The organism is Pseudomonas sp. OG7 (genome assembly GCF_014192825.1).
Taxonomy (GTDB): domain Bacteria; phylum Pseudomonadota; class Gammaproteobacteria; order Pseudomonadales; family Pseudomonadaceae; genus Aquipseudomonas; species Aquipseudomonas monteilii.
In genome coordinates this window covers 309452-330759 of record NZ_JACHYK010000004.1, presented here as the reverse complement: position 1 = coordinate 330759, position 21308 = coordinate 309452, and the positions used below count along the sequence as shown (strand labels likewise).

General features: G+C 62.0%; 18 protein-coding genes and 1 pseudogene. 6 read left to right on the top strand and 13 right to left on the bottom strand.

What is annotated here, in order from left to right:
• The first annotated feature begins 15 nt into the window (after window positions 1-15).
• Entirely contained in the window at window positions 16-3270 is a 3255-nt protein-coding gene (rne, locus tag FHW75_RS12270; RefSeq protein WP_183673719.1) for a ribonuclease E, read from the top strand.
• A 186-nt stretch (window positions 3271-3456) separates the two neighbouring features.
• On the opposite strand, the gene murB is transcribed toward rne, so the two are convergent.
• The 8 genes from murB to FHW75_RS12230 form a co-directional block, all read right to left on the bottom strand.
• Window positions 3457-4476 carry a UDP-N-acetylmuramate dehydrogenase gene (gene murB / locus FHW75_RS12265; protein WP_019098598.1) on the bottom strand — a complete coding sequence of 340 codons (1020 nt, stop codon included), beginning with the start codon at window positions 4474-4476 and terminating at the stop codon, window positions 3457-3459.
• Window positions 4473-4937 (bottom strand): low molecular weight protein-tyrosine-phosphatase, encoded by a 465-nt coding sequence (locus FHW75_RS12260; RefSeq protein ID WP_016715130.1) that lies wholly within the window; start codon window positions 4935-4937, stop codon window positions 4473-4475. Before FHW75_RS12260 ends, murB begins: the two co-directional genes overlap by 4 nt.
• Window positions 4937-5701, bottom strand: coding sequence for a 3-deoxy-manno-octulosonate cytidylyltransferase (gene kdsB, locus FHW75_RS12255; protein ID WP_019098599.1), 765 nt, complete (start codon window positions 5699-5701; stop codon window positions 4937-4939). Before kdsB ends, FHW75_RS12260 begins: the two co-directional genes overlap by 1 nt.
• The gene (locus FHW75_RS12250) at window positions 5698-5883 is read right to left on the bottom strand and encodes a Trm112 family protein (protein ID WP_003247142.1); all 186 of its coding nucleotides are present in this window, start codon (window positions 5881-5883) and stop codon (window positions 5698-5700) included. Before FHW75_RS12250 ends, kdsB begins: the two co-directional genes overlap by 4 nt.
• 44 nt (window positions 5884-5927) lie before the next feature.
• Window positions 5928-6929: a tetraacyldisaccharide 4'-kinase gene (gene lpxK, locus FHW75_RS12245; RefSeq protein ID WP_019098600.1), complete on the bottom strand. Its 1002-nt coding sequence runs from the start codon at window positions 6927-6929 to the stop codon at window positions 5928-5930.
• Window positions 6929-7363, bottom strand: a complete 435-nt coding sequence (locus tag FHW75_RS12240) for a biopolymer transporter ExbD (RefSeq protein ID WP_012271149.1) — start codon at window positions 7361-7363, stop codon at window positions 6929-6931. The genes lpxK and FHW75_RS12240 overlap by 1 nt, the downstream gene beginning before the upstream one ends.
• On the bottom strand, window positions 7360-7995 hold the full coding sequence (locus FHW75_RS12235) for a MotA/TolQ/ExbB proton channel family protein (protein WP_016391244.1): 636 nt from the start codon (window positions 7993-7995) through the stop codon (window positions 7360-7362). The genes FHW75_RS12240 and FHW75_RS12235 overlap by 4 nt, the downstream gene beginning before the upstream one ends.
• Window positions 7996-8124: 129 nt before the next feature.
• A complete protein-coding gene (locus FHW75_RS12230; protein WP_183673717.1) occupies window positions 8125-10338 on the bottom strand; it encodes a DNA internalization-related competence protein ComEC/Rec2 in 2214 nt (737 codons plus the stop codon).
• A 142-nt stretch (window positions 10339-10480) separates the two neighbouring features.
• On the opposite strand from FHW75_RS12230, the pseudogene FHW75_RS12225 reads away from it, so the two are divergent.
• Window positions 10481-10987: pseudogene (locus FHW75_RS12225) on the top strand (DUF2062 domain-containing protein); the annotation flags it as partial.
• 9 nt (window positions 10988-10996) lie between these two features.
• On the opposite strand, the gene FHW75_RS12220 reads toward FHW75_RS12225, so the two are convergent.
• From FHW75_RS12220 to FHW75_RS12210, 3 genes are all read right to left on the bottom strand, one after another.
• On the bottom strand, window positions 10997-11776 hold the full coding sequence (locus FHW75_RS12220) for an ABC transporter permease (protein WP_019098550.1): 780 nt from the start codon (window positions 11774-11776) through the stop codon (window positions 10997-10999).
• A complete protein-coding gene (locus FHW75_RS12215; protein WP_016715124.1) occupies window positions 11773-12705 on the bottom strand; it encodes an ABC transporter ATP-binding protein in 933 nt (310 codons plus the stop codon). The genes FHW75_RS12220 and FHW75_RS12215 overlap by 4 nt, the downstream gene beginning before the upstream one ends.
• Window positions 12706-12838: 133 nt before the next feature.
• A complete protein-coding gene (locus FHW75_RS12210; RefSeq protein ID WP_019098551.1) occupies window positions 12839-13462 on the bottom strand; it encodes a glutathione S-transferase in 624 nt (207 codons plus the stop codon).
• 218 nt (window positions 13463-13680) lie between these two features.
• On the opposite strand from FHW75_RS12210, the gene FHW75_RS12205 reads away from it, so the two are divergent.
• Entirely contained in the window at window positions 13681-16128 is a 2448-nt protein-coding gene (locus FHW75_RS12205) for an acyl-CoA dehydrogenase (RefSeq protein WP_084296883.1), read from the top strand.
• Between the two features lie 65 nt (window positions 16129-16193).
• Here the strand turns inward: FHW75_RS12205 and FHW75_RS12200 are convergent, their stop codons facing one another.
• The gene (locus tag FHW75_RS12200) at window positions 16194-17708 is read right to left on the bottom strand and encodes a hypothetical protein (RefSeq protein WP_141099586.1); all 1515 of its coding nucleotides are present in this window, start codon (window positions 17706-17708) and stop codon (window positions 16194-16196) included.
• A 142-nt stretch (window positions 17709-17850) separates the two neighbouring features.
• Here FHW75_RS12200 and FHW75_RS12195 point away from each other — a divergent pair, with 142 nt between their 5' ends.
• From FHW75_RS12195 to FHW75_RS12185, 3 genes are all read left to right on the top strand, one after another.
• Window positions 17851-18273 (top strand): PA2817 family protein, encoded by a 423-nt coding sequence (locus tag FHW75_RS12195; RefSeq protein WP_080587391.1) that lies wholly within the window; start codon window positions 17851-17853, stop codon window positions 18271-18273.
• Window positions 18274-18446: 173 nt separating this feature from the next.
• The gene (locus tag FHW75_RS12190; protein ID WP_019099422.1) at window positions 18447-18986 is read left to right on the top strand and encodes a fimbrial protein; all 540 of its coding nucleotides are present in this window, start codon (window positions 18447-18449) and stop codon (window positions 18984-18986) included.
• Between the two features lie 62 nt (window positions 18987-19048).
• Entirely contained in the window at window positions 19049-19777 is a 729-nt protein-coding gene (locus FHW75_RS12185) for a molecular chaperone (RefSeq protein WP_019099423.1), read from the top strand.
• A gap of 8 nt (window positions 19778-19785) precedes the next feature.
• Here FHW75_RS12185 and FHW75_RS12180 read toward each other — a convergent pair whose 3' ends face one another.
• Entirely contained in the window at window positions 19786-21303 is a 1518-nt protein-coding gene (locus FHW75_RS12180; protein ID WP_183673715.1) for a hypothetical protein, read from the bottom strand.
• Window positions 21304-21308: the final 5 nt, after the last annotated feature.

Here is a 21308-nt window from a genome sequence, read left to right as displayed (position 1 = left end):
AACCGACGGTACAACATGAAAAGAATGCTGATTAACGCGACTCAACCCGAAGAGTTGCGTGTAGCCCTGGTGGACGGCCAACGTCTCTACGACCTGGACATCGAGTCCGGTGCGCGCGAGCAGAAAAAGGCCAACATCTACAAAGGCAAGATCACCCGCATCGAACCCAGCCTCGAAGCCGCCTTCGTCGACTTCGGTTCCGAACGTCACGGCTTCCTGCCGCTGAAAGAAATCTCCCGCGAATACTTCAAGAAGGCCCCCGAAGGCCGCGTCAACATCAAGGAAGTGCTCAGCGAAGGCCAGGAAGTCATCGTCCAGGTCGAGAAGGAAGAGCGCGGCAACAAAGGCGCCGCCCTCACCACCTTCATCAGCCTGGCCGGCCGCTACCTGGTACTGATGCCCAACAACCCGCGTGCCGGTGGCATCTCCCGCCGCATCGAAGGCGAAGAGCGTAACGAACTGCGCGAAGCCCTGAACGGCCTGACCGTGCCGGGCGACATGGGCCTGATCGTGCGCACTGCCGGCCTCGGCCGCAGCAGCGAAGAGATGCAGTGGGACCTCGACTACCTGCTGCAACTGTGGACCGCCATCAAGGAAGCGTCCCTGGACCGCGCCGCGCCGTTCCTGATCTACCAGGAAAGCAACGTCATCATCCGCGCCATCCGCGACTACCTGCGCCAGGACATCGGTGAAGTGCTGATCGACAGCATCGACGCCCAGGAAGAAGCCCTGACCTTCATCCGCCAGGTGATGCCGCAGTACGCCAGCAAAGTGAAGCTGTACGAAGACAGCGTGCCGCTGTTCAACCGCTTCCAGATCGAAAGCCAGATCGAAACCGCCTTCCAGCGCGTAGTCGACCTGCCGTCCGGTGGCTCGATCGTGATCGACCCGACCGAAGCCCTGGTGTCCATCGACATCAACTCGGCGCGCGCCACCAAAGGCAGCGACATCGAAGAAACCGCCCTGCAGACCAACCTGGAAGCGGCCGAAGAAATCGCCCGCCAGCTGCGCCTGCGTGACATCGGCGGCCTGATCGTCATCGACTTCATCGACATGACCCCGGCGAAGAACCAGCGCGCAGTGGAAGAGCGCGTTCGCGAATGCCTGGAAGCCGACCGCGCCCGCGTACAGGTTGGCCGCATTTCGCGCTTCGGCCTGCTGGAAATGTCCCGTCAGCGCCTGCGCCCGTCGCTGGGCGAGAGCAGCGGCATCGTCTGCCCGCGCTGCTCAGGCACCGGCATCATCCGTGACGTCGAGTCGCTGTCGCTGGCCATCCTGCGCCTGATCGAAGAAGAAGCCCTGAAGGACCGTACCGCCGAAGTCCGTGCTCAGGTCCCGATTCCGGTAGCCGCGTTCCTGCTCAACGAGAAGCGCAACTCGATCACCAAGATCGAACTGCGCACCCGTGCGCGCATCATCATCCTGCCGAACGACCACCTGGAAACCCCGCACTTCGAAGTCCAGCGCCTGCGCGACGACAACCCGGAAGTGCTGAACAACCAGTCCAGCTACGAAATCGCCGCCTCCGAGGCCGAAGAAGCGCCGCAGCCGACCGCCACCCGCACCCTGGTACGCCAGGAGGCCGCGGTGAAGACCGCTCCGGCCCGCGCCAATGCGCCAGTACCCGCCGCCGCTGAAGAGCAGCAGCCTGCCGCACAGGTCGCCCCTGCCCCGAGCGCTCCGGAGCCAAGCCTGTTCAAGGGCCTGGTGAAGTCGCTGGTCAGCCTGTTCGCCGGCAAGGACGAGCCTGCTGCCGCACCGGTCGTGACTACCGCCGCCGAAAAACCGGCTGCCGAACGCAGCCCGCGCAACGAAGAGCGCCGCAACGGCCGCCAGCAAAGCCGCAACCGCAACGGCCGCCGTGACGAAGAGCGCAAGCCGCGTGAAGAGCGTGCCGAGCGCGCGCCACGCGAAGAACGCCAACCGCGCGAGGAACGCGCTCCGCGCGAAGAGCGTGCGCCACGTGAAGAACGCGCCCCACGCGAAGAGCGTGCACCGCGTGAAGAACGTGCACCACGCCAGCCGCGCGAAGACCGCCGTAACAACCGTGGCGAAGAGCGCGTGCGCGAACTGCGCGAGCCGCTGGATGCCACCCCGCCAGCCGAACGTGAAGAGCGTCAGCCACGCGAAGAACGTGTAGCTCGTGAAGAACGCGCTCCTCGTGAAGAACGCGCACCACGTGAAGAACGTGCTCCGCGTGAAGAGCGCGCCCCACGCGAAGAACGTGCTCCGCGTGAAGAGCGTGCCCCACGCGAAGAACGCGCTCCTCGTGAAGAACGCGCCCCACGCGAAGAGCGTGCTCCACGCCCACCACGCGAAGAGCGTCAACCACGGGTAGCCGAAGAAGCAGCTGAACAGGCTGCCGAACTGGCCGAAGAGCAACTGCCGAACGAAGAGCTGCTGCAAGACGAGCAGGAAGGCACCGATGGCGAGCGCCCGCGCCGCCGCTCCCGTGGCCAGCGTCGTCGCAGCAACCGTCGCGAGCGTCAGCGCAACGCCAATGGCGAGCTGATCGACGGCGAAGAAGAAAGCAGCGAAGAGCAGCCACAACAGCACCAGGCCACCGAGCTGGGTGCCGAACTGGCCGCTGGCCTGGCAGTAACTGCCGCTGTCGCCAGCAGCAACATCAGTGCCGACGCCGAGGCCCAGGCCAACCAGCAGGCCGAGCGTGCTACCGCTGAAGTTGCCGTCGTTGCAGAGACCGACAACAGCAAAGCCACCCAGCCGGTTGAACAGGCTGAAAAAGTGGAGCAGGCCGAAGCGGTCGCCAAGGCCGAGGAAGCCGCCGTGGCCCCAGTGGTCGAGCAGCCTGTCAGCGAGCCGGTGGTCGTGGCCGAAGTCACTGCCGCGCCAGTGGTCGAAGTCGCCCCGCAGCCAGCCGTTGAGGAAGCACCTGCCGCCGAGCCGGTTGTGGTTGCCGAGGCGCCAGTGGAGGCCCAGGTGGTCGAAGCCGGTGAAATCGAACAGGCCCCGGCCGTGGTCGAAGCCGCTCCGGTTGTCGAGCAGCCTGCAGCGGTTGTTGAAGCCCAGCCAGAAGTTGTGGCCGAGCCTGCACCTGTGGCGGTCGAGCCGGCACCGGTCGAAGCCCCGGTAGCGGTAGAGCCTGCTACTGTCATGCTGGCCAACGGCCGTGCGCCGAACGACCCGCGTGAAGTGCGCCGCCGCAAGCGTGAGGCCGAGGCTGCCGCCAAAGCTGCACAGGAAGCTGCTGCTGCCTCCGAGGAGCCAGCCCTGGAAGCCGCCGATGAGCACAAGCCTCATCACGGTTGATAGCCAAAGCTGAATGAAAAAGCCCCGCCAGTGCGAACTGGCGGGGCTTTTTATTGGCCTTGTGTTTTGCCTCTAGCGGCCTCTTCGTGGCTAAAGACGCTCCCACAGGTTCAGTGCTTACCTCAAGGCATGCGCAACTCCTGTGGGCGCGGCTTTAGCCGCGAAAGGGCCAGCACTGGCAATGCATCAATAGAGGTTAGGCTCCATCTCCAGCTCAACCCCGAACCGCTCCAGAATATCGGCCTGAATGCGTTGCGCCAGCGCATGCATCTGCGCCCCACTCGCCTGGCCGTAGTTGACCAGCACCAGCGACTGCAAGCGGTGAACACCGGCGTCACCCTCGCGATGCCCCTTCCAGCCCGCCTGCTCGATCAACCAGCCCGCCGCCAGCTTCACCTGGCCTTCGGCCTGAGGATAAGCCACGACGCCAGGGTAATGCGCACGAATACGCTCGACCTGTGCGGCCGACACCACCGGGTTTTTGAAGAAGCTCCCGGCATTACCCAGCTGCGCAGGGTCTGGCAGCTTCTCGCGGCGAATGCTGCAAATGGCATCACTGATCGCCTGGGCAGTCGGCTCGGTCGCGCCCTGCTCCGTCAGCCGCTGGCGCACCGGGCCGTAATCGAGGCGGGCCTGCAGGGTATGGCTCAAGGCGAAGCGCACACGCAAGATCAACCAGCGGCCAGGGTTGCGCTTGAACACGCTGTCGCGATAACCGAAAGCACAGTCCGCCAAACCAAACTCACGCAGCTCACCTGTCTCGCGGTCCAGCGCCGTCAGGCCGGCAAACACGTCCTTGATCTCTACCCCATAGGCGCCCACGTTCTGCATCGGCGCGGCGCCCACGGTGCCAGGGATCAGGCTGAGGTTTTCCAGCCCGCAATAGCCCTGCGCCAGCGTCCACTGCACGAACGGGTGCCATGGCTCACCCGCCTCGGCCTCGACCACGATATGTTCGCCATCGTCGCTGAGCACACGGCGACCACGGCTGGCCATGTGCAGCACCAGCGCATCGATGTCACGGGTCAGCAGCAGGTTGCTGCCGCCGCCGATCACCAGTACCGGCAGGCCCTGCTGATGCGCCTGGCTCAGCGCCTGACGTACCTGCTGGTCATCCTGCGCCTGGCTGAAATAGCGGGCTTTCACGTCGATGCCGAAGGTGTTGTACGGCTTGAGCGATACCTGCTCCTGCCACTGCACTGTCATAGCCGCCCCTTGATTTCCAGCACCAGCGCCTGGCACGCCGACTCGACCAGGTCCAGCACCTGCTCGAAGCCGTCTGCGCCGCCGTAATACGGGTCTGGCACTTCATCCAGCGCAGCACCATAGCGGCGCAGGAACAAGTCAAGCTCGCCCACTGCGTTGTGCGGGCGCAGGGCGCGCAGGTCGCGCAGGTTGCTCTCGTCCATCGCCAGGACCAGGTCATATTCGGCGAAGTGCGCCGCCTTGACCTGCTGGGCACGCTGCTGCGAAAGGTCGTAACCACGCGCCAGCGCCGCCTTGCTGGTACGGCTGTCAGGCGCCTTGCCCACATGCCAGTCACCCGTGCCGGCAGACGCCACCTGCACCTTGTCGGCCAGTCCGGCGGCCTGCAATTGGTGGCGCAGCACGCCTTCGGCAGTGGGCGAACGGCAAATGTTGCCCAGGCACACGAACAAAACGCGCATCAGGCCTCCAGCAAGCGCCGTACGCGCTCCAGGTCTTCAGGGGTATCCACACCCACGGCGGGCGCCTCGATGGCGTCCTCGACATGAATGCGCACGCCATGCCACAGGGCACGCAGCTGCTCCAGCGCTTCGGTCTGTTCGAGCCAGCATGGCCCCCAGCCAACGAAGTCCTGAAGGAAGCCGACGCGGTAGGCGTACATGCCAATATGGCGGCGATACGGCACGCCCTGCGCCAGCACACTGCGGTCCTTGGCAAAGGCATCGCGAGCCCAGGGCAGCGGTGCACGGCTGAAGGTCAGGGCCAGGCCGTTCTTGTCACTGACCACCTTGACCGCGTTGGGGTTGAACACGGTTTCCGGCTCATGGATCGGCTCGGCCAGGGTGGCGATGCCAGCCTCAGGATGCGCCGCCAGGTTGGCGGCCACCTGGTCAATGATGACCGGCGGAATCAGTGGCTCGTCGCCCTGCACGTTGACCACGATGGCGTTAGCCGGCAGGCCCAACTGAGCGGCCACTTCGGCCAGGCGATCGGTGCCCGACTCGTGGTCGGCGCGGGTCATCAGCACTTCGGCACCGAAGGCCTGGCACGCTTCCAGGATGCTGGTGTCGTCGGTGGCGATGACCACGCGGCTGGCAGCGCTTTTACGCGCCTGCTCCCACACATGCTGCACCATCGGCTTGCCGGCAATCGCCAGCAGCGGCTTGCCCGGCAGGCGCGTGGAGCGCAGCCGGGCGGGAATCACTACCGTGAAGTCCAGGCTCATTTGTCCAGACGCTCGTCGTCGGTCAGGGTGCGCGCCTCGCTTTCCAGCATGACCGGGATGCCGTCGCGGATCGGGTAGGCCAGGCCGGCGCCCTTGCTGATCAGCTCGGTCTTGTCGGCGCTGAGCTTGAGCGGGCCCTTGGTGATCGGGCAGGCCAGGATATCGAGCAGTTTGGTGTCCATTGGAGGCTTCCTTTAGGCCAGGTGGCCGGAAATTGAAAACGGGCTCAGGGCTTGCGCAGCAGGCGCTGCAGCTGGCTGTCGAACCAGGCGCTGAACGCCGGTGTGGGCTGCGCCTCGACGGCCAGGTACCACCAGTCGTCAGCGGCGAAGGCCCGGCATTTCACCGCATCCTTCTCGGTCATGACCAACGGCAGCGGAGGGCTGAACGCCAGGCTCTGGGCGCTGAACTGCGCATGGTCGGCAAAGGAGTGCGGCACCGGCTGCCAGTTTAGCCCCAGCAGGGTATTGAAGAAACGTTGCGGGTTACCGATACCGGCTACCGCGTGCAGACGCTGGCCGGCGGGGAAGTGATCAAGCGCCCGGCGTTCGCCACTGCGCAGATTGACCAGCGCAGACGGTTGCAGGCAAAAGCCAAAACCCTCGGCGCGGTCTGTGCTGGCACCATTGAACAGCACTGCGTCGGCGTCGTTCAGGCGTTCTGCGGGCTCGCGCAAGGGGCCGGCCGGCAGGCAACGGCGATTGCCCAGGCCCCGTGCGGCATCAATCAGTACCAGTTCCAGATCACGGGCAAGGCGGTAGTGCTGCATGCCGTCGTCGCACAGGATCAGGTCGAGTGGTTCACTGGCCAACAGCGCCTGCACGGCACGGGAGCGGTCGGGGTCGATCATCAGCGGCACGCCAGTGCGCTGCACGATCAGCAGCGGCTCATCACCGGCCTGCCCGGCAGCTTGATCGGCCTGCACGCGCCAAGGCAACTGCGGCGGCTTGGCGCCGTAGCCACGGCTGACCACACCCACCTTCAGCCCCTGCTGGCGGCAGTGTTCGATCAGCCAGAGAATCATCGGCGTCTTGCCGGTGCCACCGACGGTGATGTTGCCCACCACGATGACCGGCACCGGCGCCCGGTAGCTGGCACTTTCACCGCTGAGAAAACGCGCCCGTTTACGTGTGACCACGCGGCGGTACAGCGCCTCCAGCGGGCGCAGCACGGCCAGCGCAGGGTGCCCATTGTACCAGGCGGCGAGCAAACGGTCGGCGAAAGCCATCAAGGCGTGCCCTGAGCCGCCTCGACGGTGGTCATGCGCAACTGGCTGAAACCGAGCTTGCCGGCGGCATCCATTGCAGTGACCACAGCCTGATGCGGAGTCTTGCCGTCGGCGCTGATGGCCAGCGGCAGCTTGTTGTCGCCGCCCGACTCACGCTCGATGGCTTCGCTCAAGGTGGCCAGGTCGCTCTTGGGCAACAAGTGGTTGTTCACCGAATACACGCCTTCGGCACTGATGGTGATTTCCACCAGCTTGCCCTGGTCGGCAGGCGCCTGCTCGGCGCTGGCGGCCTCGGGCAGCTCGACACGCAGCTGGGTCTCACGGGTGAAGGTGGTAGTTACCACGAAGAACAGCAGCAGGACGAACACCACGTCGATCAGCGACGCCAGGTTGATGTCGACGTTCTCCCGCTGGCGATTGCGCCGGAACTTCACGCCTTGCCTCCGGCCACTTCCACTTCGCGGTCGCCCTGGATCACTTCCACCAGCTTGATCGCTTCCTGCTCCATGCCCACCACCAGCTCATCGATGCGGCGCAGCAGGAAACGGTGGAAGAATACGGCCGGGATACCGACCATCAGGCCTGCTGCGGTGGTCACCAGGGCCTTGGAGATCCCCCCGGCCAGTACGGCGGCGTTGGCGGTCATCTGCGAGCCCATGAAGGCACTGAAGATGTCGATCATGCCCAGCACAGTGCCCAGCAGGCCCAGCAGCGGGGCCATGGCGGCAATGGTGCCGAGGGTGCTGATGTAGCGCTCCAGCTCGTGGATGACGCGCGAGGCGGCTTCCTCGATGCACTCTTTCATGATTTCGCGGCCATGGCGCGAGTTGGCCAGGCCTGCGGCAAGGATTTCGCCCAGCGGCGAATCGGCACGCAGGGCCTTGAGCTTGTCACTGGTCAGTTGCTTGTCCTTGATCCACATCCACACCTGGCCCAGCAGGTGCGGCGGGGTGACGCGACTGGCGCGCAGGGTCCACAGGCGCTCGACGACGATAGCCATGGCAGCGATGGAACTCAGAATGATCGGCAGCATCATCCAACCACCGGACTTGACCAATTCCCACACAGTAAACGCCCCTTCGGAAAAAGGCCGCCACTCTACCATAGGCGCGGCGAGGGCTCATCTGCCGGAGGTCAGGGAATTGGGGTTGGGGCTGACAGGCGCTGAACATGTATCGGCGTAGACCTGGCCCCCCTAGTCCAGTTGAGCCCGCCAAAACCGCCGCTGCCCCCGAACACCTTCAACCTCCCCCTGCCGCCCCACCACCAACCGCAACGCTCCCTCCACCGCCGTATCATGTATCGCCACCCCATACCGCCGATAGCGCTCGAGCACCTGCACATGCGGGTGCCCAAAGCTGTTGTTGCGCCCACGCGAAATCAGCACCCCGCGCGGCGCCGTGGCACGGATGAAAGCCTCGCTGGACGAGCTGCGGCTGCCATGGTGCGGCGACTGCAACCAGTCGATTCCCGGCGCCTCTGTGGCCGCCAGCCAGGCCCGTTCGGCCCCAGCCTCCATATCCCCCGCCAGCAGCAATCGCTCGCCCTGTGCCTCGACCATCAGCACACAAGAGCGGTCATTGCTGCTCTGTGCGTCGGCCCAACGCCATAGCGAAAACCGCACGCCATCCCAGTCCCATCGCTCGCCGCTGACACAAGGTTGCAACGGAACATCGCCCAGCGCTTCCCCACCGATAATCCGCCGCACCGGCAGACCTCGCTGGATAGCGGCAGCACCGCCCGCATGATCAGCATGGGCGTGGCTGACCAGCATCACGTCAAGGGCCGCCACGCCCAGCTTGCGCAGGGTCGGCAGCACCACCCGTTCGCCCAGGTCACTGTCACCCTTGGCCGGCCCGGCATCGTAAAGCAGGTTGTGATGGCGGGTGCGCAACAGCACTGCCAGCCCTTGGCCGACGTCCAGTTGCCAGACTTCGACCTGCCCAAGCGGCACCGGCTCCCTCGGCACCCACAGGGCCAACAGCATCACGCCCCCCAACCCACGCAACGGCACGCCCCGAGGCAGCAGCAGCAACAGCGCCCCCAGGCAAACCAGCAACCAGGCCCACACTGGCAATGCTGGCGGCATCCAGGCCGGGCGCTGTTGCGCCACCAACGCCAACCCCCGGAACAACAGGTCCAGCAGCCCGCCCGCCAGCCATAAAAACGCCTCCCCTACCCCGGGCAATGGCAGCAGTACCGTGCCCAGCAGCGCCAACGGCAACACCGCCAGGCTGATCCACGGCACCGCTACCAGATTGGCCAACGGCGCACTCAAGCTCACCGGCAGGCCAGTGGCCAACAACACTGGCAGCAAACCGATGGCGATTACCCATTGCGCCCGCGTCCAGGCTCGCCAGGGCCGCCAGCCCCCTAGCCGGGCACTGAAGCAATAGAGAAGCGTGGCGACTGCGGAAAACGACAGCCAGAACCCCGGCAACAATGCCGCCAGCGGTTCGACCAGCAACACCACGACCAGCGCCAGCAACAGCGGCAACAGTGCACCGAGGTGGCGAAAACGCAGACGCCAGAGCAACACCACGGCCAGCATCAGGCAGGCGCGCTGCACTGGCACGCCCGCACCGGCCAGCCAACCGTACGCCAGCGCAGCGGCCATGGCCAGGCCACACGCCCAAGGCAGCCACGGCAGCCGTACAGGCCACAGCCCCCAACGCGCCAGCCCGGCGACCAGGCCATACAGCAAACCGGCCACCAGGCCGATGTGCTGGCCAGAAATCACCAGCAGGTGCACCGTGCCAGTGGCCTGCAACGTCTGCCAGTCCTCCCGGGCCAGGCCCGCCCCATCGCCCAGCACCAGCGCCACCAACGCCGCCCTTCGGCCATTGGCCTCGACTGCGAGCAAGCGCTGACGCAGCGCATCGCGCCAACCACCGGTTACTGGCGCCAGCAGCTGCCCTGCCTTGACCGTGCCCGTGGCACCCACCCGCCGCGCCAGCAGTTGCGCCTCGCGGTCCGGCCCATGCGGGTTCAACAGCCCGGCCGGGCGCTGCAAGGTCACGGCCAGCCGCCACTGCTCGCCCGCCCGCAGAGGCGGCCCACCGAACCAGCTCAGTTGCAGGCGCTGCGGCAGCTCGGCCCGCCGCGAGCGTGCAGCGTCCAGCTCGAAGCGCACGCCTTGTGCCGTTCGGGCCGGCAAGCCGACCACCCGCCCTTCCAGCCACAAGGTGCGGCCATCCAGGCCGGCAGCCAGGCGATCATCAAGGGCCAGCTGAGCAGACCCGCAAGCCCAACACAAACCCAGCAGAAAACAACCCAACGGCCACACGCGGGTGAACAGGCTGGCGACAGCGCAGGCAGCCAGCGCGATCAACCATCCGACCGATGGCAGTACGGGGAGAAAGCCCAGGCACAACAGCCCGAGCGCGAGCGCAAACATCCCTGTGCGCATGAGGTAGAGCTCCAGAAAGCAAATCACCCTCTGAGGCATAGCCCAATTGCCGGAAACCCTTGCTCAACAATTGTCACAAACTCTAAACGAGGCTGAATCCGAATCAGGGCATACTGCCCGGATCAACGCTCCGGGAGCCTACATGCCGCGCCGACTTTTCAAACGCTACATGCCGGACCCGACCAGCATTCGGGAACACAAGTCCTTACGCTTTTTCGGCAAACTGCTGCACGACCCGAACCTTTGGCACCTGAACCGCCATTCGGTGGCACGGGCCATGGGTGTAGGCCTGTTCGCAGCGTTGATCCCGATGCCGGCGCAAATGCTGCTGGCCGCCGCGCTGGCCATTCCGGTGCGCGGCAACCTGCCGATCGCCGTCAGCCTGGTGTGGCTGACCAACCCGCTGACCATGCCGCCGGTGTTCTTCGTTACTTACATGACCGGCGCCTGGCTGATGCAGGTGCCGCCGCGCACCCTGCCCGACGAGCTGACCTTCCAGTGGATCACCGACCAGCTGTCGACGCTGTGGCAACCCTTCCTGCTCGGCTCGGTGGTGTGCGGCGTGGTGCTGGGCATCGCCGGCTACTTCGCCACCATGCTGTACTGGCGCTGGTGGGTGGGCCGGCAATGGCGCCGTCGCCAATGCCGGTGCAAGGCCTCAGGCCCGCATGCCGCGGCCGCTGACCAGCAAGCGAACGCACACCCCATAGAGCACTGCGGTGGCGACCAGCATGAAGGTGATCGCCGTGCCAATGCTGATATCCGACACCCCTAGGATGCCGTAGCGGAACGAGTTGACCATGTGCAGCACCGGGTTGGCCAGCGACACGGTCTGCCAGAACGGCGGCAGCAGGTTGATCGAGTAGAACACCCCGCCCAGGTAAGTCAGCGGCGTCAGCACAAAGGTCGGGATGATCGAGATATCGTCGAAATTGCGCGCAAACACTGCGTTGACGAAGCCCAGCAGCGAAAAGATGGTAGCCGTCAGCAACACCACGACCACGGTCACACCCAGGTGATGCACCTGCAGGTCGGTGAAGAACATCGACAGGATGGTCACGATCACCCCCACCGCCAGCCCGCGCAGCACGCCACCCAGCACATAACCCACGAGGATGGTGTGCGGCGATACCGGCGACACCATCAGCTCTTCGATCGAGCGCTGGAACTTGCTGCCGAAGAAGCTCGACACCACGTTGCCGTAGGAGTTGGTGATCACCGACATCATGATCAGCCCCGGCACGATGTACTGCATGTAGGTGAAGCCGCCCATATCACCGATCTGCCGACCGATCAGGTTGCCGAAGATGACGAAGTACAAGACCATGGTGATCGCCGGGGGCAGCAACGTTTGCGGCCAGATGCGCAGGAAACGCCGCACTTCGCGGTAGACGATGGTGTTCAGGGCGACCCAGTTGGTGCGCAGTTCCACACTCATACGGCCACCTTCGACAGGTTTTTTTCCACCAGGGACACGAACAGCTCCTCAAGCCGGTTGGTTTTGTTGCGCAGACTTTGCACCTCGATGTTCTGCAGCGCCAGCTGGCCGAACAGTGCGGTGATGCCAATGTCCTTTTCCACTTGCACCTCAAGGGTGTGCGGGGTCAGCAGCCGGCACGGGTAGCCTTGCAGCACCGGCGCGCTGGCCAGGTCCTGCTTGAGGTCGAGCACGAAGGTTTCGACATGCAGCTTGCCCAGCAACTGGCGCATGCTGGTGTTCTCGACGATGGTGCCGTGGTCGATGATGCCGATGTTACGGCACAGCTGCTCAGCCTCTTCCAGGTAGTGGGTGGTGAGGATGATGGTGATGCCCTTCTGGTTCAGCTCGGTGAGGAAGCTCCACATCGAGCGGCGCAGCTCGATGTCCACACCTGCAGTCGGCTCGTCGAGGATCAGCAGGCGCGGCTCGTGGATCAACGCGCGGGCGATCATCAAACGGCGCTTCATGCCACCCGACAACGAACGCGACTGCACATCCCGCTTGTCCCACAGGCCCAGCTGGGTCAGGTACTGCTCGGCGCGCTCCTTGGCCACCTTGGGTGGGATACCGTAGTAGCCAGCCTGGGTCACGACGATGTCGAAGGTTTTCTCGAACTGGTTGAAGTTGAATTCCTGCGGCACCACGCCCAGGCAGCGCTTGAGCGCCGAGGGCTCGCGGTCCAGGTCATGGCCGAACACATTGACCGTGCCGCTGGTTTTGTTCACCAGGGTGGACAGGATGCCGATGGTGGTGGATTTGCCGGCGCCGTTAGGGCCGAGCAAGGCGAAGAAGTCGCCTTCGGCAACATCGAGGTCGATGCCTTTGAGGGCCTGAAAGCCGTTGCCGTAGGTCTTGGTGAGCTGTCGGATGGACAGGGCGGAACTCATAGCGGGTCACTTACCGAAGAAAAAGGTGCAGGACACGCCAGGCAAAGTCACTGGCGCAGTGAGTGCGGCCATGGTGCAAGGCCAGGCCGCACAAGTACAGTCACATCTATTGATAATGACTATCGAAGCAGGGTCAGGTGAGCGCGGTCATCACCGCGGCCTGATAGGCCGGGCGCTGTTTCAGGCGCTCATACCAGGCTTCCAGGTGGTACATGGCCGGGCGCTCGATGGGCATTTCGAACCAGGCATAGATGAAGCTGCCCAGTGGGATGTCGCCCATGCCGATCTGGTCACCGGACAGGTAAGGCTGTTGGGCCAGGGTTTCGTCGGCGATGGCCAGCAGCTGGGCGCATTGCTTGTGCGCGGCGTTGATCGCCACCCAGTCGCGCTGGTCTTCCGGGGTGCGCAGCAGGCCCCAGAACAACGGGCGGAACGGTGTGGCGAAGGATGAGGTGGTCCAGTCCATCCACTTGTCGGCCAGGGCACGTTGGCGCGGGTCTTCGAGGTACCAGCCCTGCTCGGCGCCGTATTCGGCGCACAGGTAGCGGACGATGGTGTTGGACTCCCACAGGGTCAGGTCGCCATCTTCCAGCATGGGCACCAGGCCGTTGGGGTTGCGGGCGCGGTAGTGCGGCTCGTTGACCACGCCGAAGGCGCCGCCGGCGTCGATGGATTCGAAGTCCAGACCCAGCTCGTGGGCGATCCACAGCGCCTTGCGCACATTGCTTGAATTCTTGCGGCCCCAGATCTTCAGCATGGCAACGTCCTTAATGAATGCGGAGGTGGTGCAGTCTACTCCAGACATTCGCCGCCTGTACCGGGCTCTTCGCGGGCTTGCCCGCGAAGAGCCCGGTACAGGCAAGAACTGAAACTCCGGCAGCCACACCCTGTCACTGTTCTGAACCTGCCGTTCACAGCGTTGCGTCTAAGCTGTCTGGGACGGCTAAAGCCCCCTGGTTCCAAGGAGGACCGATTATGTTGCTGTTGTGGTTGGTGGTGCTGGTAATCGGCGCGGCATATCTCACGCACCGGCGCCTCGCGCCTTTGCAAATACTGGGCATCATGGCGGCCTATGTGCTGCTGATGGGCATTTTCAGCAGTGCGCCCGGCTGGCTATTGGCCCTGATCTGGGTGGTGCTGGCACTGAAAATCGCCCTGGTGGCACTGCCGGAATGGCGCCGCAAGGTGTTCACCGGCCCGGTATTCAGCTGGTTCCAGCGTACCCTGCCGCCCATGTCGCAAACCGAGCGCGAGGCAATCGACGCCGGTACGGTGTGGTGGGACGGCGAACTGTTCAGCGGCCGCCCCGACTGGCGCACCTTGCTGGCCTACCCGGCACCGAAACTGACTGAAGAAGAACAAGCCTTCATTGACGGCCCGACAGAAGCCCTGTGCGCCATGGTCAGCGACTGGCAGATCGGCCAGGACCTGGACCTGCCGCCCGAAGCCTGGGACCACATCAAGCAGCATGGCTTCTTCGCCCTGATCATCCCCAAGGAATACGGCGGCAAAGGTTTCTCCGCCTACGCCCACTCCCAGGTAGCGATGAAGCTGGCTACCCGCAGCGGCGACCTGGCCTCCACGGTGATGGTGCCCAACTCCCTTGGCCCGGCTGAACTGCTGCTGCATTACGGTACCGACGAACAGCGCAACCACTACTTGCCACGGCTGGCGCGCGGCGACGAAATACCCTGCTTTGCCCTCACGGGCCCGCTGGCTGGCTCCGACGCAGGTGCCATGCCCGACACCGGCATCATCTGCAAAGGCCAGTGGAACGGCGAAGAAGTACTGGGCCTGCGCCTGAATTGGGAAAAGCGCTACATCACCCTCGGGCCTGTCGCCACCCTGCTGGGCCTGGCGTTCAAGGCCTACGACCCCGACCACCTGCTGGGCGATGAAGAGCAGTTGGGCATCAGCCTGGCGCTGATCCCTACCGACACCCCCGGCGTTGACATTGGCAAGCGCCACCTACCGCTGGGCGCCGCGTTCATGAACGGCCCCAACAGCGGCAAGGACGTGTTCGTACCACTGAGCTTCCTGATCGGCGGCCAGGCCATGCTCGGCAAAGGCTGGATGATGCTGATGAACTGCCTGTCGGTGGGCCGTTCGATTTCCCTCCCGGCAGTCGGCACCGGCGCCGCCAAGTACACCAGCCTGGTGACCGGCCAGTACGCGAACATTCGCGAGCAGTTCAACGTGCCGCTTGCCGCCTTCGAAGGCATCCAGGAATCGCTGGCACGCATCGGCGGCAATGCTTGGCTGATGGACAGCGCCCGCCTGCTGACCGCCAAGGCGGTGGACCTTGGCGAAAAGCCTTCTGTGCTGTCCGCAATCCTCAAGTATCACCTGACCGAACGCGGCCGCGAGTGCATCCAGCACGCCATGGACGTCCACGGCGGCAAGGCCATCATCATGGGGCCGAACAACTACCTGGGGCGCAACTGGCAAGGGGCGCCGATCTTCATCACGGTCGAAGGTGCCAACATCCTATCGCGCAACCTGATGATCTTCGGCCAGGGCGCCATCCGTTGCCACCCGTTCGTACTCAATGAGATGGCCTTGGCCGGCCGTGAGGACCGCGACCAGGCACTGAGAGAATTCGACGACCTGCTGATGAAACACGTCATGTTCGCCGCCGGCAACGCGGCCAGCACGCTAGTGTTCAACCTGGGGCTGGGGCGGTTCGAACCCGTACCCGGTGATGCCTTGAGCCAAGGTTACTTCCGCGCCCTCAATCGCCAGGCCGCTGCCTTCGCCTTGCTGGCCGACCTGTCGATGATGCTGCTGGGCGGTGCGCTCAAGCGCCGCGAACGCCTGAGCGCACGCCTGGGCGATGTGCTCAGCTACCTTTACCTGTCCAGTGCCGCGCTCAAGCGCTATCACGACCTAGGCTCCCCCGAGCACATGCAGCCACTGCTGCGCTGGGCCATGGAAGAAAGCCTGGGCCAGGCGGAAAAGGCGCTGGACAAGCTGCTCGACAATTTCCCCAACCGCTTCGTCGGCTGTGCATTGCGAGTGCTTGTGTTCCCCTTCGGCCGCCGTCATACCGGGCCGAGCGATGAACTGGATGCCGAGGTGGCAGCACTGATCGGCCGCAGCAAGGGCGACCCGGCGCTGGAGGAATTGCTTGCCGGATGCTTTAGACCACAAGCCGAGGGCGACCCGGTGGCAGCACTGCAGCGGGCCTGCGATCTTCTGGACGAAGCTGCGCCACTGCACAAAGTGCTGCATCAGGCGATTAAGGAGGGTAACGCTTATCCTGCTCCCGGGCAGTCAGCCATCGATGCCGCCGTCGCGAGCGGGGCACTGCAAGCTGAGGAGGGGTACCGGTTGCATGCGGCGGAACAGGCACGACGGGCGGTGATCGATGTGGATGCATTCGACAAAGAAATGCTGAGGCTGACACAGGGTAGAATCCGCTAAACATCAATTGACTTGGCGCCAATCGGGCCCTGTGCCCGCTTGGCGTCAGCGCTCGCACGCCTGCTTCAGTCATTGAAGAATTTAACGGCTTGGGTCGCTGAATATAGAGGGACAGGAATGACCGTGACCGCCCAGTACAACAATCGGCTACTGCCCAGATCGCGCCCTGCAATGACGCTTACGGTCGAAGGGGCCGAGTTTCCCGGGGTGAAAACCCCGGCGTTGGAAACCGAACCGCCGCCATGGAGGGTAGACCACTCCGTTTCACCAGCAGGCACGGGCATATCCTTGCCTTCGTCCACATCGTAGTACCACAACTGGAGGGTCAAACTACCGTTAACAACAGAGTATTTAATATAGTGCGTTTGCCTGGCGTATAACGTGACAAATGTAGAAAGGGCAGAATTACCATTCACCGTTACTTTGATGACATCGAACACTGCTCGTTCCCTGACCGTCTCCACCTGCGCTGGCTTCTCCAACGTCTTCCGAACATCTTCGTATATTACAGATGGCGCCTGGGAAGGCGGCGGCACATAATAGCAAGCGCTATCGCTTTTCTCCAGCGCTCCATGCTGATCGCCAACAAATACTATCGTGGCGTTTTTCAAATCGGATATTTCCATCAGCTCTTTTTCAAACCCCGCGCCGACTATGCACATCAACGGGCTTACTGATAACGGATCGCCCGCAACGCCTATATCAGCATCTTCCATGGCAGCGCTGCGCTTACGCTTGTATCCAACTTTAAAGAATACTGTTGCCGGTAGATCCTGGGATGGGTCTACCAGGGCCGTTCCTTCCGGCACCATCAAGGACGCCATCCACTCACTGTCAAGGGGGCGCTGCGGAATCGGGATTTCCGGAAAGGCCGTAGCAAAGACGGCAGCAACAAACTCATGAGAGGAGCCCCATGTAAGGTCAGTGGACAACATGTCACTGCCCCTCTCCAACTCTGCGGTTGAGGGCGACACAAGGTCATAAACTATACCCTCCAAGTCTGCAGCGGGCACTAATGCCACATCTTGCAGCCAGGGGTTTTCCGGAGCTGCAAGCAAGTGATAAAGCACTACCTTTTTTTGCTCATTATAGTGCTCGGCCAATAGCCGCTGTTCGCTATCGTTTCCGCTGTAGGTATAGTCCACTGCACCATTCCACACCAGACTCACCGCTCTACCTGCCAGTGTCGAGTAGACGATTCTAAAGCGCTCATCGGAAGCTGCAAAAGCGATGCTGATTATCAATGTCCTGTGACCGGGTAGTTCCATTCTCCGAACATAGCTCATCCAGGGGGCGCTCGCGCCCGCGTCTGTAGTGAGCGTGACTTCCATTTCTCTCAGCGCCCGCTGCTCCAGGTCAAGGAACAAGGTAGCGCCAGAGCTTCTGTATGCCAACTTAGGCAGCCCCATCTGTAACTGTTTGAATTTCTTGGTGCCGGGGCCGGTTTGCCTGCCCAGATTGATCATTTCCCCTGGGGCATCGGACAATGCAGGGTAACGATCATGCCAAAGCGTATTGAGCGTGCGCGTCCCAATATCCATTACCCCAAGATAGTTTGGTGATTGCGATTCAGTACTCATTGCGTGTCTCCTCTGTAATCCCTATCAGATTCCCGATGCCAGCATGACCGGCATTGCCCGCCTCGAATACTGGCAAAAATGTCAGGTCAGCCCCCGCGACTGCTCGATGGATCACAACGCGGTACAATGGCGGCATTGCCTCATGCCTAAGGACACATCCGTGACAAACGCCTTCCAAAACTATCACCTGCAACTGCTCGAGCACGTGCGCAGCATCCTCGTAGCCCTTGAAAACGCCGAGCAGGTGCCTGAAGAAAGCCATGCGCTGTTTTTGGAGCGCTTCGATGAACTGCTTGCCCTGCTGCCCTTAGAACCGTTACAGAGCCAGTACCTTGGCCAAGACCTGATGTGCCAGGTTATCCAGCGTTACCCCCAGTTCGCTCATCTGGTGCCTCGTGATCTGCTCTGGTTCTTTGGCGGTGACTGCCTGCACTTCATGCCTGACGCAGAGCTTGATCTGTATCAGCAACTGGAGGAGCTTCGCTACGAAGCAGAGCAGCGCGGAGCACCGTTCGACTGGAACGTGGAAAAACAGCAACTGCTCGCCTCGCGGCAGGCTGAGTGATCCTGGGAGTGGCAGCCCCGTAAAATCGAATTCCACCCTGCCCTATAGCGAATTGACCTACAGATTTGGTTTCCGCATCGCAGTTAGTCTCTTCTCCGCGATCAGCCGGCGCTCCCCATGGCCTCGGCTGAAGCGCACAAAACTAACAACTAACCTTCAATCTGGAGCGCTCAATGAAACGTATTTTTGCACTGCTGGCTTTCGGCCTTGGCTGCAGCTCAGCCATGGCCAACACGGGTATCATCAACTTCGAAGGTACTGTAAGTGCCGGCGGCACTTGCCAGATCGACGTCGTCACGCCTGGCGGCCCTGGCCTGCCGAAAGTCTATTTGGGCGACTTCAGAACTTCAGACTTCACAGCAGTCGGGCAAAAAACCCGGCTCGAAAAGTTTGCCCTTCGCGTAGACCCTGCGAAGTGCCCCGTCACCGCTGGCGACGTTGCAGCAGTCACATACAGTGCCAACTATGGTGCTGACCCATCCGGCAAACTGTATCAACTGCAGAGTGGCATCGGTTATGCTTCCGGTATGGCCTTGGCGATCTTTGACAAGAGCAACGCTCAGCTCGCCCCTGATGCAGAGTCGGTAGAATATGCACTGAGCGACACTCAAGTTACCGATATGAACTTTACCGCCCAGTTGCACACAACTGCAGCGTCGGTAACTGAAGGGCACATTGCCACCAGCGTCAACTTCCTGGTCGATATTCGATAACTCGCCATGGCACAAGCGCAGCCTGCTGCGCTTGCTCTCTTACTCATTCATGACTTGCCTCAATGCCTAATTCACTCATTTTCCGTTTACTTCTACTCACTGGCCTGTCAAGCGGCATGATTGCCTCAGCCCAAGCAGCGCTTACCATCAGCACTACACGCATCATTCAAGCAAGTGACAAGCAAAGCAGTTCAATCATCGTTGCCAATCCCAGCACTCAAACCTTTGCCGCACAGAGTTGGGTCAACACCGAAGCTGACGACAATATTACCGCCGTTCCACTCATTGCCACCCCCGCGCTATTCCGCCTTGCGCCGGGCAGTGAGCAGACTGTTCAGATCAATCAAATCCCGAATAATCTGCCCAAGGACAAGGAATCCTTGTTTTACTTCAATGTACAGGAAATTCCGCAAACCGATGGTGACCCGTCAAACACACTGACCATTGCCCTGCGCACCCGAATCAAACTACTTTACCGCCCCGCCGAACTGCAAGAACCCCTTGAGGACGGCCTGAAAAAACTGCAATGGTCCTTACAGCGACTTGACGGCAAAACTCAACTGGTTGTGCATAATCCCTCACCCTATCATTACACCTTCAGGCAGGCGCACCTGGAAAACGGCAGCACACGCAAGCGCATTGAAGCCCATAAAATGGTTGCCCCAGGTGGCACTCAGGCATACCCCGTAGAAACGTTTGCAATAACCCCCAAAATGCACGTGACTTTCACAACCATCAACGACTTTGGGGGCACCACTGCCGAAATGAGAGCTCCTGTTTCCGGCCCATGATAACCACGTCAAGACTGCAACTGAGGTCTCATTTCAGGGAATTTTACCCAACTGTACCCCTGATTGAAACTTACATTGACATGTACCGTGAACGGGTTATTAAGCAACAGTGTTGACAGGTACGACTTCAGCACCACCACATCGTTACGTGCGCCAATGCCGTTTTCAACATCGTCCGCCTCAATCGCATAGTTTTTCAAAACTTGGTGCGGCTCCGCCTCTTGGCCATTGCTCAGGGTCCCGGTCACCCAGATATCGACCCATTGCCCTTCCGCCATGAACTTCCAGGTTCCCAATGTCACCCGGTTACGCTCATCCGCATCGGACAACTTGAATATCCCGTTCCTCACGCCAGCCAGTTGAACGACCGGTAGGCCCCGGCTCAACGAACCAACAGTAAGGCCTACTGGCGGCGAAGGGTAATCGTGACGCTTGTCGCCCGAGACGACATAGCTGACCTGGATGGTCGTTGCGCCCTGTGCAGCCACCTTGTCTTCAGGAATTTCGAATTGACGCGAACGTCCCTGGTATTCGGTAGAGGTCGAGTAATACCCTGGGTCTCCGGGCTGGCCCCATTCCACCCGTAATGTTTCATCGGGGTAAACAACTGCTTCAGCCGGTACCTTTATGAGAAGGGGTGGAGCCAGATCATTGAGTGCCAGATGCAGGTTTTCCTGATCCCCCGTGGTTTGCTCGATGCTCAACAATGGCAGCGCTCGCAAGCCAGCCGACACACTCAGTTTAAGAGGCCTGGGGAACACACTGATATTGCCGGCTCGATCCTTGATGGCATAGTACACATAGCGGTCTCCGTCTCCTCGTTCAAGCACCAATGCGCCAGGGAAATCGATGTAGACCGGCCTGATAGTGTCTTCAAATGTCAGTTCATGTTCACCAGCCTCCATTTCCGCAAAGGGCTCGGTATCCCAATAATAGATAACCGTGTCACCTGCTTTGGGCGTGATATATCCAGGCACCTGGGTTCGCAGGCGTTGATCGTGGTTCCTCAGGTAGCGCTCCGTAAGCCCGTCACGTTCGATTTCTTCCGGGTCTTCAACGACCGTCAGAAGGCCCTGGCCTGCGCCCAAAACAGGCGCCTGCAAGTCGATCAATACCTCCAGCGTCTTGGAAAGGCTCGTGTCAAGGTTGGCATTGGTTACTTCGTAACGCAGCACATGGGGGCCGTCAGTCAGCTTGTCCTTGGGAACACTCAGGATCAGATCCCCAGGCTGCACAGGGGCCTCCCAGGACCCTTGATCCACTTCTACCTCATCCCAGAGCAATTTCAGCAGTTCCGGCCTGCCAGGGCGTGGATCACTGACCGGCCACATGGGTACGATCACCTCCAGATCCTTCTCGGTAGCGCTGATGGGGAGCAGGTTGATGTCGCCACCCGGGATGTCGTCAAGCAAGTCAGTCACCGTGACAGCCTCTAGTAGCTCCTTGAACAACAGCTTCGACCACGGCTTTAGTAACCACTTTAACAACTTGTTCAGTAACGACTCATTGTCTGACATTTGGCTCATTTAGT

What these genes read in the sequence shown, in the direction of transcription:
- rne (WP_183673719.1), top strand. Translation starts at nt 16, where the DNA reads ATGAAAAGAATGCTGATTAACGCGACTCAACCCGAAGAGTTGCGTGTA.
- murB (WP_019098598.1), bottom strand. Translation starts at nt 4,476, where the DNA reads ATGACAGTGCAGTGGCAGGAGCAGGTATCGCTCAAGCCGTACAACACC.
- FHW75_RS12260 (WP_016715130.1), bottom strand. Translation starts at nt 4,937, where the DNA reads ATGCGCGTTTTGTTCGTGTGCCTGGGCAACATTTGCCGTTCGCCCACT.
- kdsB (WP_019098599.1), bottom strand. Translation starts at nt 5,701, where the DNA reads ATGAGCCTGGACTTCACGGTAGTGATTCCCGCCCGGCTGCGCTCCACG.
- FHW75_RS12250 (WP_003247142.1), bottom strand. Translation starts at nt 5,883, where the DNA reads ATGGACACCAAACTGCTCGATATCCTGGCCTGCCCGATCACCAAGGGC.
- lpxK (WP_019098600.1), bottom strand. Translation starts at nt 6,929, where the DNA reads ATGGCTTTCGCCGACCGTTTGCTCGCCGCCTGGTACAATGGGCACCCT.
- FHW75_RS12230 (WP_183673717.1), bottom strand. Translation starts at nt 10,338, where the DNA reads ATGCGCACAGGGATGTTTGCGCTCGCGCTCGGGCTGTTGTGCCTGGGC.
- FHW75_RS12220 (WP_019098550.1), bottom strand. Translation starts at nt 11,776, where the DNA reads ATGAGTGTGGAACTGCGCACCAACTGGGTCGCCCTGAACACCATCGTC.
- FHW75_RS12215 (WP_016715124.1), bottom strand. Translation starts at nt 12,705, where the DNA reads ATGAGTTCCGCCCTGTCCATCCGACAGCTCACCAAGACCTACGGCAAC.
- FHW75_RS12210 (WP_019098551.1), bottom strand. Translation starts at nt 13,462, where the DNA reads ATGCTGAAGATCTGGGGCCGCAAGAATTCAAGCAATGTGCGCAAGGCG.
- FHW75_RS12205 (WP_084296883.1), top strand. Translation starts at nt 13,681, where the DNA reads ATGTTGCTGTTGTGGTTGGTGGTGCTGGTAATCGGCGCGGCATATCTC.
- FHW75_RS12200 (WP_141099586.1), bottom strand. Translation starts at nt 17,708, where the DNA reads ATGAGTACTGAATCGCAATCACCAAACTATCTTGGGGTAATGGATATT.
- FHW75_RS12195 (WP_080587391.1), top strand. Translation starts at nt 17,851, where the DNA reads ATGCCTAAGGACACATCCGTGACAAACGCCTTCCAAAACTATCACCTG.
- FHW75_RS12190 (WP_019099422.1), top strand. Translation starts at nt 18,447, where the DNA reads ATGAAACGTATTTTTGCACTGCTGGCTTTCGGCCTTGGCTGCAGCTCA.
- FHW75_RS12185 (WP_019099423.1), top strand. Translation starts at nt 19,049, where the DNA reads ATGCCTAATTCACTCATTTTCCGTTTACTTCTACTCACTGGCCTGTCA.
- FHW75_RS12180 (WP_183673715.1), bottom strand. Translation starts at nt 21,303, where the DNA reads ATGAGCCAAATGTCAGACAATGAGTCGTTACTGAACAAGTTGTTAAAG.